General features: G+C 74.2%; 16 protein-coding genes. 8 read left to right on the top strand and 8 right to left on the bottom strand.

Annotation, left to right across the window (positions count from 1 at the left end; genetic code table 11):
- Positions 1–151 precede the first annotated feature (151 nt).
- From IE248_RS35880 to IE248_RS35865, 4 genes are all read right to left on the bottom strand, one after another.
- Entirely contained in the window at positions 152–769 is a 618-nt protein-coding gene (locus IE248_RS35880; protein WP_073796425.1) for a DUF2231 domain-containing protein, read from the bottom strand.
- A 97-nt stretch (positions 770–866) separates the two neighbouring features.
- Positions 867–1,460 (bottom strand): hypothetical protein, encoded by a 594-nt coding sequence (locus IE248_RS35875; RefSeq protein ID WP_190032971.1) that lies wholly within the window; start codon positions 1,458–1,460, stop codon positions 867–869.
- A gap of 125 nt (positions 1,461–1,585) precedes the next feature.
- Positions 1,586–2,821: an NAD(P)/FAD-dependent oxidoreductase gene (locus IE248_RS35870; protein ID WP_190032970.1), complete on the bottom strand. Its 1,236-nt coding sequence runs from the start codon at positions 2,819–2,821 to the stop codon at positions 1,586–1,588.
- Positions 2,822–2,924: 103 nt separating this feature from the next.
- Positions 2,925–3,428, bottom strand: coding sequence for a TspO/MBR family protein (locus IE248_RS35865; RefSeq protein ID WP_190032969.1), 504 nt, complete (start codon positions 3,426–3,428; stop codon positions 2,925–2,927).
- A gap of 239 nt (positions 3,429–3,667) precedes the next feature.
- On the opposite strand from IE248_RS35865, the gene IE248_RS35860 reads away from it, so the two are divergent.
- Together IE248_RS35860 and IE248_RS35855 are read left to right on the top strand one after the other, a co-directional pair.
- Entirely contained in the window at positions 3,668–3,901 is a 234-nt protein-coding gene (locus IE248_RS35860) for a DUF6480 family protein (protein ID WP_190032968.1), read from the top strand.
- A 52-nt stretch (positions 3,902–3,953) separates the two neighbouring features.
- On the top strand, positions 3,954–4,466 hold the full coding sequence (locus IE248_RS35855) for a DUF5133 domain-containing protein (RefSeq protein WP_107419468.1): 513 nt from the start codon (positions 3,954–3,956) through the stop codon (positions 4,464–4,466).
- 40 nt (positions 4,467–4,506) lie between these two features.
- Here IE248_RS35855 and IE248_RS35850 read toward each other — a convergent pair whose 3' ends face one another.
- Positions 4,507–5,682 (bottom strand): carboxylate-amine ligase, encoded by a 1,176-nt coding sequence (locus tag IE248_RS35850; protein ID WP_079196056.1) that lies wholly within the window; start codon positions 5,680–5,682, stop codon positions 4,507–4,509.
- Positions 5,683–5,786: 104 nt separating this feature from the next.
- Positions 5,787–6,032, bottom strand: a complete 246-nt coding sequence (locus tag IE248_RS35845) for a DUF6479 family protein (protein WP_229895777.1) — start codon at positions 6,030–6,032, stop codon at positions 5,787–5,789.
- A 250-nt stretch (positions 6,033–6,282) separates the two neighbouring features.
- Between IE248_RS35845 and IE248_RS35840 the strand changes: the two genes are divergently transcribed.
- The 6 genes from IE248_RS35840 (at position 6,283) to IE248_RS35815 (ending at position 13,395) form a co-directional block, all read left to right on the top strand.
- The gene (locus IE248_RS35840) at positions 6,283–6,939 is read left to right on the top strand and encodes a HemK2/MTQ2 family protein methyltransferase (protein ID WP_100581046.1); all 657 of its coding nucleotides are present in this window, start codon (positions 6,283–6,285) and stop codon (positions 6,937–6,939) included.
- On the top strand, positions 6,923–7,225 hold the full coding sequence (locus IE248_RS35835; RefSeq protein WP_229895775.1) for a CDGSH iron-sulfur domain-containing protein: 303 nt from the start codon (positions 6,923–6,925) through the stop codon (positions 7,223–7,225). Before IE248_RS35840 ends, IE248_RS35835 begins: the two co-directional genes overlap by 17 nt.
- Complete coding sequence (locus tag IE248_RS35830) at positions 7,222–8,292, top strand: iron-containing redox enzyme family protein (protein ID WP_229895774.1); 1,071 nt, start codon at positions 7,222–7,224, stop codon at positions 8,290–8,292. The genes IE248_RS35835 and IE248_RS35830 overlap by 4 nt, the downstream gene beginning before the upstream one ends.
- A 28-nt stretch (positions 8,293–8,320) precedes the next feature.
- On the top strand, positions 8,321–9,829 hold the full coding sequence (locus tag IE248_RS35825) for an FMN-binding glutamate synthase family protein (RefSeq protein WP_190032967.1): 1,509 nt from the start codon (positions 8,321–8,323) through the stop codon (positions 9,827–9,829).
- A gap of 21 nt (positions 9,830–9,850) precedes the next feature.
- Positions 9,851–11,584, top strand: a complete 1,734-nt coding sequence (locus IE248_RS35820; RefSeq protein ID WP_190032966.1) for a thiamine pyrophosphate-dependent enzyme — start codon at positions 9,851–9,853, stop codon at positions 11,582–11,584.
- Between the two features lie 218 nt (positions 11,585–11,802).
- Positions 11,803–13,395, top strand: a complete 1,593-nt coding sequence (locus IE248_RS35815) for a phytoene desaturase family protein (protein WP_190032965.1) — start codon at positions 11,803–11,805, stop codon at positions 13,393–13,395.
- A 32-nt stretch (positions 13,396–13,427) separates the two neighbouring features.
- Here IE248_RS35815 and IE248_RS35810 read toward each other — a convergent pair whose 3' ends face one another.
- The gene (locus IE248_RS35810) at positions 13,428–13,997 is read right to left on the bottom strand and encodes a GNAT family N-acetyltransferase (protein WP_190032964.1); all 570 of its coding nucleotides are present in this window, start codon (positions 13,995–13,997) and stop codon (positions 13,428–13,430) included.
- 40 nt (positions 13,998–14,037) lie between these two features.
- Positions 14,038–15,168 carry a glutamate--cysteine ligase gene (locus IE248_RS35805; RefSeq protein ID WP_073796414.1) on the bottom strand — a complete coding sequence of 377 codons (1,131 nt, stop codon included), beginning with the start codon at positions 15,166–15,168 and terminating at the stop codon, positions 14,038–14,040.
- Positions 15,169–15,208: the final 40 nt, after the last annotated feature.

The following is a 15,208-nucleotide window of genomic DNA, read 5'->3' as shown; positions in this document are numbered from 1 at the left end:
CGCTACGGCAGCCCGGTCGGCGCCTGGAACTTCTGGCAGGCCAACCACTGGTACTAAGCCGCCCCCGCACCCCCACGCGCGGACGCACGCACGCACGCTCGGCCGAGACTCTCCGGCCGGGCGTTTTTGCGTGGGCGCAGGCTGTTCACCCTCAAGGGCGTACGAGGACGGGACCCGGCGCCGGAGCCGGAGTGCTGTCGACCGCCTCCAGCCGGCCGCTGTAGGCGATGTGTCCGCCCAGGGCCCCGCTCACCGCGACGGCGCCCAGTCCCGCCAGCGACCACAGACGCCCGCGCGCGGACCGCCCCCGCAACCGGTCGGCGAGCGAGATCGTGTAGCAGGCGACGGCGGCCGCATTGGCCGCCGCGTGCGCGACACCGACCCGCGCCTGCCGCGGCGGCAGCTCCGCCCAGTCGGCCCACCCGGCGGCCGCCGCGGGCGCGACCCCGACGAGACCGGCCGCCGTCAGAACCGTGGCAGCCCGGTGCGCCCCGGGTACGGCGTCCAGCAGGGCCGCCGACATCCAGCAGCCCATCGGTACCTCCACCAGCAACGGGTGGGCGGGATGGCCCAGCGGGCCGCCCCGCAGCAGACCGCGGATCCGTCCCAGCGGGAGCGCGCGAATACCCCGCTGTAGCCCTCGGATCACCGGATCAGCCGCCGTCGTCTCCTCGATGCCGGACACGGCGCCGAGCCACCGCTCCGAGGCCCGCTCCAGGGCCGATGCCCGCTCGGGACCGGGCGTGCTGTCGTCGATGTATGAGTTCATGCACGGCGCCTACCCCGCTTCGTCCGCCTTTCCCGTGTCGGCCGCCCTGATCTTGCCGCGCCGCCGCGATGGGCGAGCTGACCCTCCGTGCACCGGCCTACCCGTGCGTGATGGCCGTTCCGGTGCCCACCGTGCCCGTGCCCGTGGCCGCGCGCGCCTCGGCAGTGGGGGCGAAGGCATTGCGGGCGGCCCGCACCCGCAGCTCCTCCAGTACGTCCGCCTGCCGCCGGGCACGGTCCAGGAGCCGGTCCACGGCCGCGCCGTCGAGGCGGGGGTCGGTGTTCGCGACGGTCCTGAGCGACCGCCACAGCGAGGCCTTGCCCTCCACACCGAGCCGCATGACTTCCAGTTCCAGGACGTCACTGAGGGGTGAGCGGCGCACCAGGCGGCCGTTCAGCTTGATCCGGCCCGCCTTCTCCGCCAGCCGGCCCGCCACGACCCTGGACCACTGGGCGGGGACGTCGAGCGCCGTCATGAACTCGCGCAGGCTCTCCCGGTCCGCGGCGATCTGTCCGGCCAGCTCCGCCAGCGCCGGACCCACCGCCCGGCCCCTATGGGTCCGGGCCATGCGGCGGCTCAGGGCCACTCCGCTGCTCGCGCCCGCGAGGTGGTCGTTGAGGTAGATCTCCAGGAGCCGCCTCGGATGCGGCGCGGCGGGGGAGCGGGACTGCGAACCACTACGGGTGTTCATGCGACTCTCCGTTCCTCGCGCCTCACGTGGGCGGCCCGAAGCCGCCGCACTTGTCGTCTCTCCGACCCGCCGCCCTTCAAACCGGCGGCGGCGCCCGGCCGGGATCGCCGCTCCCGGGGCCCGGATCAGTGGGGGAGCAGCGATTCCAGGGGGACCCCGGGGTCGGCCAGGCGGATGGGGTCGATGGGCGCGCGGGAGCGGATGAGGGCCTGGACGGGCTCGGTGACGTCCCAGACGTTGACGTTCATGCCGGCCAGGACGCAGTCGCCGGCGAGCCAGAACGCGATGAACTCACGGGTGGCGGTGCTGCCGCGGAAGACGACCCGGTCGTAGCCGCCGGGTTCGACGTGACCGGTGTACTCCATGCCCAGGTCGTACTGGTCGGTGAAGAAGTACGGCAGCCGGTCGTAGGCGGCGTCCTGGCCGAGCATGGCCCTGGCCGCGGTCTGGGGCTGGTTGAGGGCGTTGGCCCAGTGCTCGACCCGGATGCGGCGCCCCAGGAACGGGTGGTGGGCGTTGGCCACGTCGCCCGCGGCGTAGACGTCGGGCGCGGAGGTGCGCAGGTGGTCGTCGGTGAGGATGCCGTCCTCGACCTCCAGCCCCGCCTCCTCGGCGAGGCCGGTGTTGGGGGTGATGCCGACGCCGACGACGATCGCGTCCGCCGCGAGACGGGTGCCGTCGGCGAGCAGGACGCCGTCGGCCGCGGCGCCGTCGCCGGTGATGGAGGCGATCCGCGCGCCGAAGCGGAGGTCCACGCCGTGGTCCCGGTGCAGGTCGGCGAAGATCTGCGCGACCTCACGGCCCAGTACCCGTAGCAGCGGCAGCTCCGCGCTCTCCAGCACCACCACCCGGCACCCGGCCGCGCGGGCGGCGGCGGCGCTCTCCAGGCCGATCCAGCCCGCGCCGATGACGACGATCGTGGCTCCGGGCCGCAGCGCCGCCTTGAGCCGGTCGCTGTCCTCCAGCCGCCTCAGGTACAGCACCCCGTCCAGGTCCGAGCCCGGGACGGGCAGCCGGCGCGGTGCGGAGCCGGTGGTCAGCAAAAGCTTGGCGTAGTCGACCCGGCCGCCGTCCGCGAGCGTCACCCGGTGGGCCGCGGTGTCGAGCGCGGTGACCGTCGCGCCGAGACGCAGGTCGACGTCGTGCTCGGTGTACCACCGCTCGGGATGTACGTAGGCCTGCTCGCGCTCCTGCGTGCCCAGCAGGTAGCCCTTGGACAGCGGCGGACGCTCGTAGGGGCGTTCACGCTCCGCCCCGATGAGGACGAGCGGCCCGTCGAAGCCCTCCTCGCGCAGGGTCTGGGCGGCTTTCGCCCCGCCCAGTCCTGCTCCGACGATGACGTAGGCGCTGTTCGTGGTCATGGCGGTCGCTTCCCTCGATCGGCGGGCGGTCCGGGTGGAGCCAGATTTCCACGGCCCGGCCCTCGCGCGCGGCTGCGGGGCGGTGGATCCGGCGGCGTGTCGCTCACCGGTTGCGCCGGGCGATGTCGGCGTTCAGCGCGGTCGCGAAGGCGCACCAGGCGACGTACGGGATCAGGGCGCGTCCCGCCGCCGTGTCGATGCGGTGCACCCGGCGCAGCAGCCGGACGTTCGAGGCGTCCAGCAGGAGGGTGCAGGCCAGCCCGGCGCGCGGGCTCCTGCGGGCGAAGAAGAGCCGGCTCCACGCCGCGTTCAGGGCGAGGTTCACCCCCAGGGCGACGGCGAGCCCGCGCCGCTCGGGCCCTTCGGCGCGGTTCAGCGCGCGGCCGGCCGCCCAGGCGATCGCGCCGTACAGGGGGGTCCACACCGCGCCGAAGGCCCAGGGCGGGGGCTGCCAGGGCGGTTTCCGCAGCGACCGGTACCAGCCGGAGTCGGGGTCGACCGCCCAGCCGCCGATGGCCGCGCAGGCGGCGACGGCCGTCGCGCTCGCGGCGTAGCCCTTCCAGCCGGGCCCGCGCTCCCCGGCGTCGTGTACCGAACCGAGCCTCATGCGCGGAGGCCTGCCCCGGGAACGCCACCGTACGCACACCGCCCTGTGACCCTGACGTCTCGACGACTCGGGTATGTGCCGCACCCGGGTACACGTCGTGGCCGACGATCCGTCCGTGTCACGCGTGAGGTGCCGGGGTACGGGTAGGGGCCGGGCACAGACGCTTCCGGAGCCCGCCGGATCACGCCCGAGCCACCCGTGGTGAGGCGGTCGCGGGCCGTCGGGGCGAGGAGGACACCATGTCCGTACACATTCCGGGTTCCGAACCGGTTCCGCGCGGGTCCGCGCCGCGTGCCGTCGGCGGCGTGCCGCCGGGGGAGACGCCGCCGGGCGAGTCGAGTACCGGCTCCGGCACGGGACCGTACCGACCGCTCACGCGCGGCTGGGGCATGGCGCCGCTCGTGGCGATCTGCGCCCTGGCCGTCGTCTGCGCCCTGTTCTTCCTCGCCTACGCCATCGTCCTGCTCGTCTGACCGGGAACGCGGCCTGCGTCACCGCCCGCCGCGCCGTACGAAGGGGTGTGCCATGAAATCCAGAGCTTCGACGCCCCCCGCCGCGGCCGGCTCACGCCCGTACGACTCCCGCGGGGCCGGATCCGGGGCCGCCGTGGCGTGGGCGGTCGGCATGACCATGGCGACCGTGCCCTGCTCGGCGCGTGACGCCGGGCGCCTCCTCGCCGCCGCGGCGGCCCGGGTCGAGATCAGTCTCGCCGAGCTGGCGGCAGCGATGGTCGCCGAGTCCCGGGGAACCCCGCCCCCCGCCCTCATCGGCCGGGCCCTGAGCCAGGCCGTCCAGACGGCGCGGACCTCCCCCGACGCCCGCTCCGGCCGGGCGGTGCCCGGGCTCATGCCGAGCACCGAGGAAGCCGAACACGCCCTCGGCCGGTTCTTCGACGCCCGACTGCGCCTGGTCGCCACACCCGCCGACGAGCCCGCGCGACGCGCGCTGGAAGACGCGATCTACACCCTCTGCGTCCTGATGGCCGAGCCCAGCGCACATGCCGCCGTGGTCGCGGCCGTCCAGTACACGGAGACCTGAACGCCGCACCGCTCCGATCCGGCCGGCGAGTTCGGCGGGATCAGGCCCAGGTGGTGAGGTCGGCCAGGTGGTCGACCACGGCGCGCAGACCGCGACCGCCGGAGCGGTGCAGGGCGGCGCGCTGGCGGGCCGCTCCGGTGCCCTTGCGCAGGAGCGCGCCGAGGAGCCGGTGGACCTCGGCCTCGTCGCCCGCCGCCCGCAGGCCCGGGGCGGCCGCCGCGACGAGGGCGGTGATCAGGGACCGGGCCGGCACGCGCTCGCCGGTGAAGGGGTCGAGGGCGAGGCCCGTGGGGCCGTACTGGGCGGCGTAGCGGTGTGCGTCGCGCAGGCGCGGGACGGGGACGTCGGGGGGCGGTCGCCGCTCTTCGGCCTGAGCGAGCAGCGTGGCGCACAGGCCGCGCAGGAGCAGGGCCACGAGAACGGTGGTGTCGAGGTCGGCGTTGGTGTCCGCGACGCGGAACTCCACGGTCGGGTGGTGCTCGGACGGGCGCGCGAACCAGTAGATCATCCGCCGGTCCATCAGGATCCCGGAGTCGACCAGCGCCGCGGCGGACTCCTCGTACGAGGCGCTGTCCAGCAGCGGGGAAGGCTCCGCGGTGGGCCAGCGTCCGAATTCCACGCAGCGCCAGCTCGCGAAGCCGGTGTCGGCCCCGCCGGCGAACGGCGAGTTGACGGCGAGGGCCTGGAGGGCGGGCAGCCAGGGGCGGACGTGGTTGGCGAGGAACAGGGCCTGCGCGCGGTCGGCGGCGCCGACGTGCACATGGCAGCCGCAGACGATGCCCAGGTTGCCGTCCACGAGGGCGCCGAACTGCCGGGCCATACGGCGGTAGCGCGGGGTGTCGGTCACGGGGACAGGGGCGTCGGGGGGCACCACGGCCGTACCCGAGGCGACGAGCAGGCAGTCCGAAGCGCGCGCCGCCTGGGCGGCCGCTTCCCGGAGCAGGGCGAGCTGGGCCCGTACGTCCGTGGCGGTGGTCGCCGGGCGGGTGCAGACCTCGACCATGCAGCGGTAGAACTCCTCCTGGACCAGATCCCCGAGGAAGTGCGAGGCGGCCTCGATGACCGGGCCGGCGCGCGGCACCGGGGCCCTGGTCAGCCGGTCGACGAGGAGGAACTCCTCCTCGACCCCGAGCGTCGGCACCACCGCCCGGCCGGCGGCGTCGCGCCCCGGGAGCGGGACGGCGTCCGGAAGAACACCCTGCTCGGTGACGGCCATGTCCCTCGTCTACCCCGAATGAGGTCCTGAAACGAGGGGGGGCGAAGGCACGGGCGCCGCCGACGGCCGGGGCCGTGGCCGGGACCGGCCACGATTCCCGCTGGTCAGGGGCGGTGCGGCGAATCCGGTCCGGCTGCCGGGGCGTCCGTGTCCGGGGTCTCCCAGGACGACTGCCGCGCCCGTGCGGCCCGGCTCTGGTCCGCCGGCCGCGCGCCCGGATCCTTGCCGGCCGCGTCGCGGCGGGTGCCGTACCAGAAGGCGGCGATCAACAGCACGGCCACGACCACGCCGGCCAGGATCAACAGGAGGGAGGAGGAACCGGATGCTGCGAGTGGTGCGGGAGTCATCATGGCCCGCGCCTACCCCGCATCCACCGGTTCGCACGCCCCGTGGTTCGCACGCCCCGTGGTTCGTACGCGCCCCGTGGTTCGCACGCTCCGTGGGACGGACCCGGAATTCCGAAGATCGCCCCGTTCCGGTATGGGACTCCCCGCAGCGGGCAGGCGAAGCGTGCCCGGCCCAAGGCCGCACCCGCCGACGCGGCCCCGACCGAACCGGAGGAACGCGTTGACCAGTACCGCTCTCACCCGGGGGGACATCCTGTCCGCCGGCCTGATCGCCCTCCCGGGCGTCTACCGGCCCCAGGCGGACACCCGGCTCCTCGCCGAGGCACTCACCCGCGAGGACTTCGGGTCCCGCCGGGACGTGCTGGAGATCGGCACGGGCACCGGCGCGCTGGCCCTGCACGCCGCCGGCAGGGGAGCCCGGGTCACGGCGGTCGACGTCGCCTGGCCCGCCGTCGTGACGGCCCGGCTGAACGCGCTGCGCCGGCGGGTTCCCCTGCGCGTCCTGCACGGCGACTTCGCGGCCCGCACCGAGGGGCGCCGCTACGACCTGGTCGTGGCGAATCCCCCGTACGTCCCCGCCCCCGCGACCCGGCCCCCCGCGCACGGCCCCGAGCGGGCCTGGGACGCGGGCCCCGACGGGCGCGATGTCATCGACCGGATCTGTGCGCGGGCCCCGGCCCTCCTGCGTCCCGGCGGCGTCCTGCTCATGGTGCACTCGGGGATGTGCGGGGCCGAGGAGACCGTCGACCGGCTGGCCGGGGCGCGGCTGATCGCGGAGGTCACGGCCAGGGCCTCCGTACCGTGGGGGCCCGTCCTGCGCTCGCGGCGGGCCTGGCTGGAGCGGCAGGGCCTGGCGGCCGGAGCCGAGGAACGGGAAGAGCTGGTGGTCATCCGTGCCCAGTACCCCTGACACCACCCCGGGCCGGGGCGGCGCGGCGGCGCCCGCGCGCCGGGTGCGCGTGGATCCCGAAGGCCCGGTCCTGGTCGAGGGGCCGGTCGAGATCGCCCTGGACGACGGGACGGTGGCCCGGTCCGACCGGTTCATGGTCGCGGTCTGCACCTGCCGCCGCAGCCGCGCCTACCCCTGGTGCGACACCAGCCACCGCCGGCGCGAGCGCGCCGCCGCGCCGCCCGAGGAGCCCGAGGCCAAGAAGCCCGGGAAGCCCGGGAAGCCCGAGGAGGGGAACCCGTCATGACACCGCCCACCCCGAGCCCGACCGTGACCGCTGACCGCCGTGCCCGCCCCCACTCCCGCCCCCACCTGGTCGACGGGCGGGGCGAACTGTCCGGCGCCGTGACCCTGGCCCTGCGCTCCGGCTGCCCTCCGCGGTACGCCCCCGAATCCGTCCTGAAGGCCGACCCCTGGGGCGAGGACCTCCAGCTCGCCCTCTACCTCCTGTACGAACCGCACTACCGCGGCTTCGACGGCGTGGACGACGCCCGCGAATGGGACCCGGAACTGCTGCGGCTGCGACAGGCCCTGGAAGCCCGCTTCCTGCACGCCCTGCGCTGCGAACCGTACGACGCGCCCCGATCGGTCGAGGCGGCCTTCGCCCCGCTCCTCGTCGAACCCGTGGACCTCTCCGGCAGCCTCAGCCACCACCTGGAGACCGACGGCGAACTCTGGCAGCTGCGCGAGTACGCCGCCCTGCGCTCCCTCTACCACCTGAAGGAGGCGGACCCGCACGCCTGGGTGATCCCCCGCCTCACCGGCCGCGCCAAGGCCGCCATGGTCGCCATCGAGTACGACGAGTTCGGCGCGGGCCGCGCCGAGCGGATCCACGCGCGGCTCTTCGCCGACCTGATGGCCGACCTCGGCCTCGACCCCACGTACGGCCGCTATCTGGACCACGCCCCGGCCCCCCTGCTCGCGACCGTGAACCTGATGTCCCTCTTCGGACTCCACCGGGCCCTGCGGGGCGCCCTCGTCGGCCACTTCGCCTGCGTCGAGGTCACCTCCTCGCCCGGGTCGAGGCGCCTGGCCAAGGCCATGCGGCGGTGCGGGGCCGGAGCCGCCGCCGAGCACTTCTACACCGAGCACGTCGAGGCCGACGCCGTCCACGAACAGCTCGTACGCCACGAGGTCATCGGCGGTCTCCTCGCCGACGAGCCGGACCTGGAGGGCGACGTCGCCTTCGGCTGCGCGGCGACCGTCCTGCTGGAGGACCGCCTCGCCCGCCACATCCGCGACGCCTGGGACGGCGGACGCAGCGCGCTGCGCACACCCCTGCCCGAGGCGGACGCGCCGCGCCGACGCGGTTGACGTCCCGGCTTCGGGACACAAGCGCGCCGTGCTGAAAATACTTCTCTTCGTCCTGCTCGGAGCGCTCGCGGCGCTGGCCGTACACGACCTCGTACAGCGCCGGCATTCCCTCCTGCGGAACTACCCGCTGCTCGGGCACCTGCGGTTCGCCCTGGAGGCGCTGCGCCCGGAGATCCAGCAGTACTTCATCGAGCGGAACTTCGACGGCCGCCCCTTCGACCGCGACACCCGCAACATCGTCTACCAGCGGGCCAAGGGCACCGACGCCGAGGAGCCCTTCGGCACCGAACTCGACCTCTACCGGGCGGGAAGTGAATACCTCACCCCGTCCATGGCCCCGCGCCCCGTGCGCACCGACCCGCCCCGTGTCCGGATCGGCGGCCCCGACTGCACCCGGCCGTACGACATGGCCCTGCTCAACGTCTCGGCGATGAGCTTCGGCTCGCTGTCCGGCAACGCCGTGCTGGCCCTCAACACCGGAGCCCGGCTGGGCGGCTTCGCGCACGACACCGGCGAGGGCGGCCTCTCCGAGTACCACCTCGGGCCCGGCGGGGACCTCATCTGGGAGATAGGCACCGGCTACTTCGGCTGCCGCACCGACGACGGGGACTTCGACGCCCGCCAGTTCGCCGAGAAGGCTGCGCACGAGCAGGTCAAATGCGTCTCGCTGAAGATCAGTCAGGGCGCCAAGCCGGGCATCGGGGGAGTGCTGCCGGGCGCCAAGGTGAACGCGGAGATCGCGGAGGTCCGCGGTGTCCCACAGGGGCGGACCGTGATCTCGCCGCCCTACCACCGCGTCTACTCCACGCCCCGCGAACTGGTCCGCTTCCTGGCCCGGATGCGCGAGCTGGCCGGCGGAAAGCCCGTCGGTTTCAAGCTGTGCGTCGGCTCCCGCCGTGAGTTCCTCGCCGTGTGCAAGGCCATGCTGGAGGAGAACACCACCCCCGACTTCATCGTCGTCGACGGCGCGGAGGGCGGTACGGGGGCGGCGCCGCTGGAGTTCGCGGACAACGTCGGCCTGCCGCTCGGCGAAGGGCTGATGACCGTGCACAACGCCCTCATGGGCACGGGGCTGCGCGACCGCGTCCGGATCGGGGCCTCCGGCAAGGTCGCCACCGGGAGCGACCTCGTCAAACGCCTGCTCCAGGGCGCCGACTACACCAACGCCGCCCGCGCCATGATGTTCGCGATCGGCTGCATCCAGGCCCAGCGCTGCCACACCAACGCCTGCCCCGTGGGGGTCGCCACCCAGGACGCGCGCCGGGCCCGCGCCGTCGACGTCGACGACAAGTCAAGGCGCGTCGCGCGCTACCAGGAGGCCACGGTCAAGAGCGCCCTGCAGATCATGGCGGCGATGGGCGTCGACGGCCCGACCGGGCTGCGCCCCCACCAGCTGCTCCAGCGGGTGGACCCGCACACCGTGCGCTCGTACGCGGAACTCCACGACTGGCTGACTCCCGGGCAACTGCTCGCATCAGCGCCCGACGGCTGGGCATCCGACTGGCGGGCGGCCGACCCGGACCGCTTCGCCGACTGAGACCGAGGGAAGGGCACTCCTGTGGCACGCACCGTGGCCCGTGTGATCATCGACGCGCTGAAGGACCTGGGCGTCCGGCACGTATTCGGCGTCGTCGGAGACGCCCTGAACCCGCTGACCGACGCGATCCGCACCACCGAGGAGCTGACCTGGGTCGGCTGCCGGCACGAAGAGGCCGCCGCCTTCGCCGCAGGGGCCCAGTCCCAGCTCTCCGGCACCCTCGGGGTGTGCATGGGCACGGTGGGACCCGGCTCCGTACACCTCCTCAACGGGCTGTACGACGCCGCGAAGAGCCGTACGCCCGTCCTCGCCATCTGCGGACAGGTCCCGCTCGCCGAGATCGGCAGCGACTACTTCCAGGAAGTCGACAACGACCTCCTCTTCCGCGACGTGTCCGTCTACCGGGCCACCGTCACCTCCCCGGAGCAGATGCCGCGGATGCTGGAGTCCGCCGTACGCGCCGCCGTCACCCAGGGCGGCGTCGCCGTGCTGACCGTCCCCGGCGACCTCGGCGACCAGGAGCTCCCCGACGACCGCCCGGCGCGCTTCGCCCTCGAACGCGCCGTCACCCGGCCCGACGGCCCCGCCCTCGCCGAGGCCGCCGAACTCCTGAACGCCGCCTCACGCGTCACCCTCCTCGTCGGCCGCGGAGCCCGCGACGCCCGTACCGAGGTCCTGCGGGCCGCCGAACTGCTCTCGGCCCCCATGGTGCTCACCCTGAAGGCGAAGGAGGGCTTCGAGGACGACAACCCCTTCCAGGTCGGCCAGACCGGCCTGATCGGCAACCCCGCCGCCTCCCACGCCCTCGATCACGGCGACACCCTCCTCATGCTGGGCACCGACTTCCCCTACCGGGACTGGTACCCGAAGGACTGCAAGGTGGTCCAGATCGACACCCGTGAGGAGCACCTGGGGCGCCGGGTCCCCGTCGACGTGGGCCTCGCCGGCGACGTGGGCGCCACGCTGCGCGCCCTGCTCCCGCTGCTGAAGGAATCCGAGGCCCCCGACCGCGCGCACCTGGACGACGCCCGGGAGCGGTTCGTGAAGTGGGAGGAGGGCCAGCGGCGCCTGGCCGACCCCGGGCACGAGCACCGCTGGACCGGCAAGCTGCGCGCGGCGCTGGACAACCGTGACCACGAGATCCGGCCCGAGGCGCTGGCCGCCGCGGTCGACGCGTACGCCGCCGAGGACGCCGTGTTCACCTCCGACACCGGCATGGCCACCGTCTGGCTCTCCCGCTTCGTCACCATGCGCGGAAGCAGGCGCCTGATCGGCTCGTACAACCTCGGCTCGATGGCCAACGCCATGCCCCAGGCCCTCGGCGCCCAGCTCTGGGCCCCCGACCGGCAGATCGTCGCCTTCTGCGGTGACGGCGGACTCGGCATGCTCCTCGGCGACCTGATGACCCTGGCGACGTACCGGCTGCCGGTCAAGCTCGTCGTCTTCGACAACCGCCGGCTGGGCATGGTCAAGCTCGAACAGGAGCAGGCGGGCCTGCCCGAATTCGGTACGGAGCTCGACAACCCCGACTTCGCCGCCGTAGCCACGGCGCTCGGCCTCACCGGGATCCGCGTCACCGATCCGGCCGACCTCCACGACAGCGTCCGCCGGGCGTTCGACACCCCGGGCCCGGTCCTGCTGGACGTGCTGACCAACCCCGAGGAAGTGGCCGTACCGGGCAAGCCGACCGTGGCGCAGGGCTGGGGCTTCGCCATCGCCAAGATGAAGGAGATCCTCCCGAGCCGCGAAGGCTGACCCCCGGGAGGGCGAGATGCGAGGCGGTCCGGGGTGGCGCACGATGACCGTGACACCGCCCGTGGACGGAGGGACGTCTTCCATGGCCGTCCGGCACCAGCTGATCCGGCGCTCACCGCACGGCCCCCGGTCGGCCGACGGTATGACCACCGTCCGGCACCGGGGCATGCCGGCCCGCCCGGCCACGTTCGTGGAGCGCGGCGGCGCCGGCGCCTGCCGTGCCTGACGCCGTGGTGATCGGCGCCGGGCCCAACGGCCTGGTGGCCGCGAACGTCCTCGTCGACGCCGGGTGGTCCGTCGAGGTCCTGGAGGCGCAGGAGCAACCCGGAGGCGCCGTCCGCAGCGACCGGGGTGTCCACCCCGACTACGTATCGGACCTCTTCAGCTCCTTCTACCCGCTGGCCGCCGCCTCGCCGGTGCTCGCCCGCCTCGACCTCGCCGCGGAGGGTCTGCGCTGGAGCCAGGCCCCGTCCGTACTCGCCCATCCGCTGCCGGACGGCCGGTGCGCCGTACTGGAGCGCCGCACGGCCGATACGGCCGCCGGGCTGGCGGAGTTCGCCCGCGCCGACGGGGACGCCTGGCAGGACATGTACGAGGTGTGGAGCCGGGTCGGGCCGGAGCTGGTGCGGTCCCTGTTCACCCCCTTCCCCCCGGTCCGTGCCGGACTCCGTCTGGCGGCGAGGCTCCGGGCCGCCGGCGGGCTGCGGCTGGCCCGCAACCTCGCCCTTCCCGTACGCCGTCTGGGCGAGGAGCAGTTCGCGGGGGAGGGCGGCCGGCTGCTGCTCGCCGGCAACGCCCTGCACGCCGACCTCGCCCCCGAGGCGGCGGGCAGCGGCGGCTTCGGCTGGCTGATGTCGATGCTCGGGCAGAGCCACGGCTTCCCCGTCCCCGTCGGCGGCTCCGGAGCGCTGACCGCCGCCCTGGTGAGCCGGTTCCGGCGCCGCGGCGGCGTCCTGCGCTGCGGTCAGCGGGTCGCCTCCGTCGTCGTACGGGGAGGCAGGGCCGTGGGCGTCACGACCGCGGGCGGGGAGGGGATCAGTGCCCGGCGGGCCGTGCTCGCCGATACCTCGGCGACGGCCCTGTACCGGGACCTCGTGGGAGAGGAGCACCTGCCTGGCCGGCTGCTGCGGGACCTGGAGCGCTTCCAGTGGGACTTCGCGACCTTCAAGGTCGACTGGGCGCTGACGGGACCGGTGCCGTGGACGGCGCCGCGAGCGGCCGCCGCGGGCACGGTCCACATCGCCGACGGCATCGACGCCCTGACCCGCTTCTCCGCGCAGATCGCCATGGGGCAGGTCCCCGACGAGCCGTTCGCCCTGCTCGGCCAGATGACAACGGCGGATCCCAGCCGCTCACCCGCCGGCACGGAATCGGCGTGGGCCTACACCCACCTCCCGCAGCGCGTCACCGCCGACGCCGGCCCCGACGGCATCACCGGCCGCTGGGACACCCGTGAACAGGAAGCCATGGCCGACCGCCTCGAAGCGCGAGTGGAACGCTTTGCACCGGGCTTCCGTGCCAGGATCCGCGCCCGCCGGATCCTGGCCCCCACCACCCTCCAGGCGATGAACGAGAACCTCCACAACGGCGCCATCAACAACGGCACCACCGCCCTCCACCAACAGGCGATCTTCCGCCCCACCCCCGGCACCGGCCGGCCCGAGACGCCCGTGAGGGGCCTCTACCTCGCCTCCGCGGCCGCCCACCCCGGTGGCGGAGTCCACGGCGCGCCCGGAGCGAACGCCGCCCGGGCGGCGCTGCGCCGCCGGCACGGCCTCCACGCCCTTCTCCACCACGCGCAACGAGTCTGACGCCTCAACGAGGTGACGGGCCGTCGGCAGCCTCACGAGCCGGCGGCTCTCCGATCCGCCCGCGGCGCATCGCGACGGGTCCGGTACAGCACGCACCGGCGGAGCGGCCCTTCGGGCACGCTCGGATCCTCGAAGTCATCGGCCGGGTCCCGGGTCATGCCGATCCGGCGCATCACCGCCTGCGAACGAACGTTCCCGGCGGTGGTCGTCGCGATGATCTCCGGGAGCCCGAGGACCTCGAAGCCGAAGGCCAGGCAGCTCAGGGCGGCCTCGGTGGCGTAACCGTGGCCCCACGCCGAACGCGTCAGCCGCCATCCGACATCCACCCCGGCGAACGGCATGCCCGCGTCCACCTCGTCCAGGCCGGCCCGGCCGATGAACTCACCGGTCGCCCGTACTTCGAGCGCCCACCATCCGAAGCCCCGCTCCTCGAAATCGGCCCGCATGAGCGCCGCCACCGCGTCGCTCTGCTCCCGCGTCAGCGGTTCGCCGAGGTGCTCGCGGACTTCGGGATCGGCGTTCATCGCCGCCCACGGTTCGAGGTCGGACTCCCGCCACCGGCGGAGCAGGAGACGGTCGGTGCGCAGTTCCGGTTCCGGCATGCCGACCAGCCAACGCCACCGCGTTCGGGGTGTCCAGCGATTATTCCGCACCCTCGGCGGTGCCCGTCGTGCGCCGCGCGCAGTGACGGACGACAGCGGCCAGGTCCCCGTCCGACCGCAGCAGCTCCCGCTGTACGCGCGCGCCGTTGCCGTGCTCCAGGAGGTCCGTGACGCCGGTCCGTACGAGGTGTTCGTCGCCGGAGTCGGCCAGCGCGTCTCCGACGTGCAGAAGGAGCGCTTCGATCGCCGTCTCGGGCGAGGTCTCCCGCAGCGACAGGGGGTGCAGAAGCGGGCCGTCGAGCCCCGAGCGGCCCGCCTGCCAGGACGCGAGCCGCAGCAGACCGGTACTGACCTGCGCGGGCGGTTCGCCGGCCCGCCATTCCCGGGCCGCCGTCTCGACCAGCGCCCGTACGAGGCCGGCCAGCAGGACGGGGGTCGAGGCGTCGAGGCACACGTCCGCCACTCTGATCTCCACCGTGGGGTAGGTGGCGGACAGCCGGGCGTCGAACCAGAGCATTCCCTTGTCGCGGAGCACGCCCGAGTCCACCATGGACCGCACCTCCGCGTGGTAGCGCGCCGGAGAGCCGAACACGTCGAAGGGCCCGGCCGAGGGGAGCCGGTTCCACACCCGGCTCCGGTAGCTGCCGTACAGGGTGTCCTCGCCCTGCCAGAACGGCGAGTTCGCGCTCAGCGCGGTCAGCAGGGGGAGCCAGGGCCGGATGCGGTCCAGCACGCCGACGCCTTCCTCGTCCGACTCGACCGACACGTGCACGTGGCAGCCGCAGGTCAGCTGCTCCTGGGCGGTCATGCCGAACTGCCGCGCCACCCACTCGTAGCGGTGGCCCGGCGAGATGGAGGGCTGGACGGCCAGCGGGGACGTCGCGATCGCCGCCACGACCGCACCGGCCGTCGCGGCGTGCCGGGCGGCCTCGGCTCGCCACCGGACGATCTCCTGGTGCAGCTCGCCCATGTCGGTCACCGGTTTCGTGGCGAACTCGACCTGTTCCTCCTGGAGTTCCGACTCGAACGTGTGGCCGCGCCCCTCGCCGACCCCTTCGCCGGCGGCTTGGGCCCGGTCGGCCGCGGCGAGAACGGCTCCCGCCACGGCCAGCGGCGCACCGCTGTCCGCGTCCGCCAGCAGCAGTTCTTCCTCAACGCCCACGCTCCGCATACGACCGCCCATCGCTTCGTCGACCCTTCTCCAGGTCGGT

This window comes from Streptomyces goshikiensis, from assembly GCF_014650555.1.
Lineage (GTDB): Bacteria > Actinomycetota > Actinomycetes > Streptomycetales > Streptomycetaceae > Streptomyces > Streptomyces goshikiensis.
This window is presented reverse-complemented; position numbering and strand designations above follow the sequence as displayed.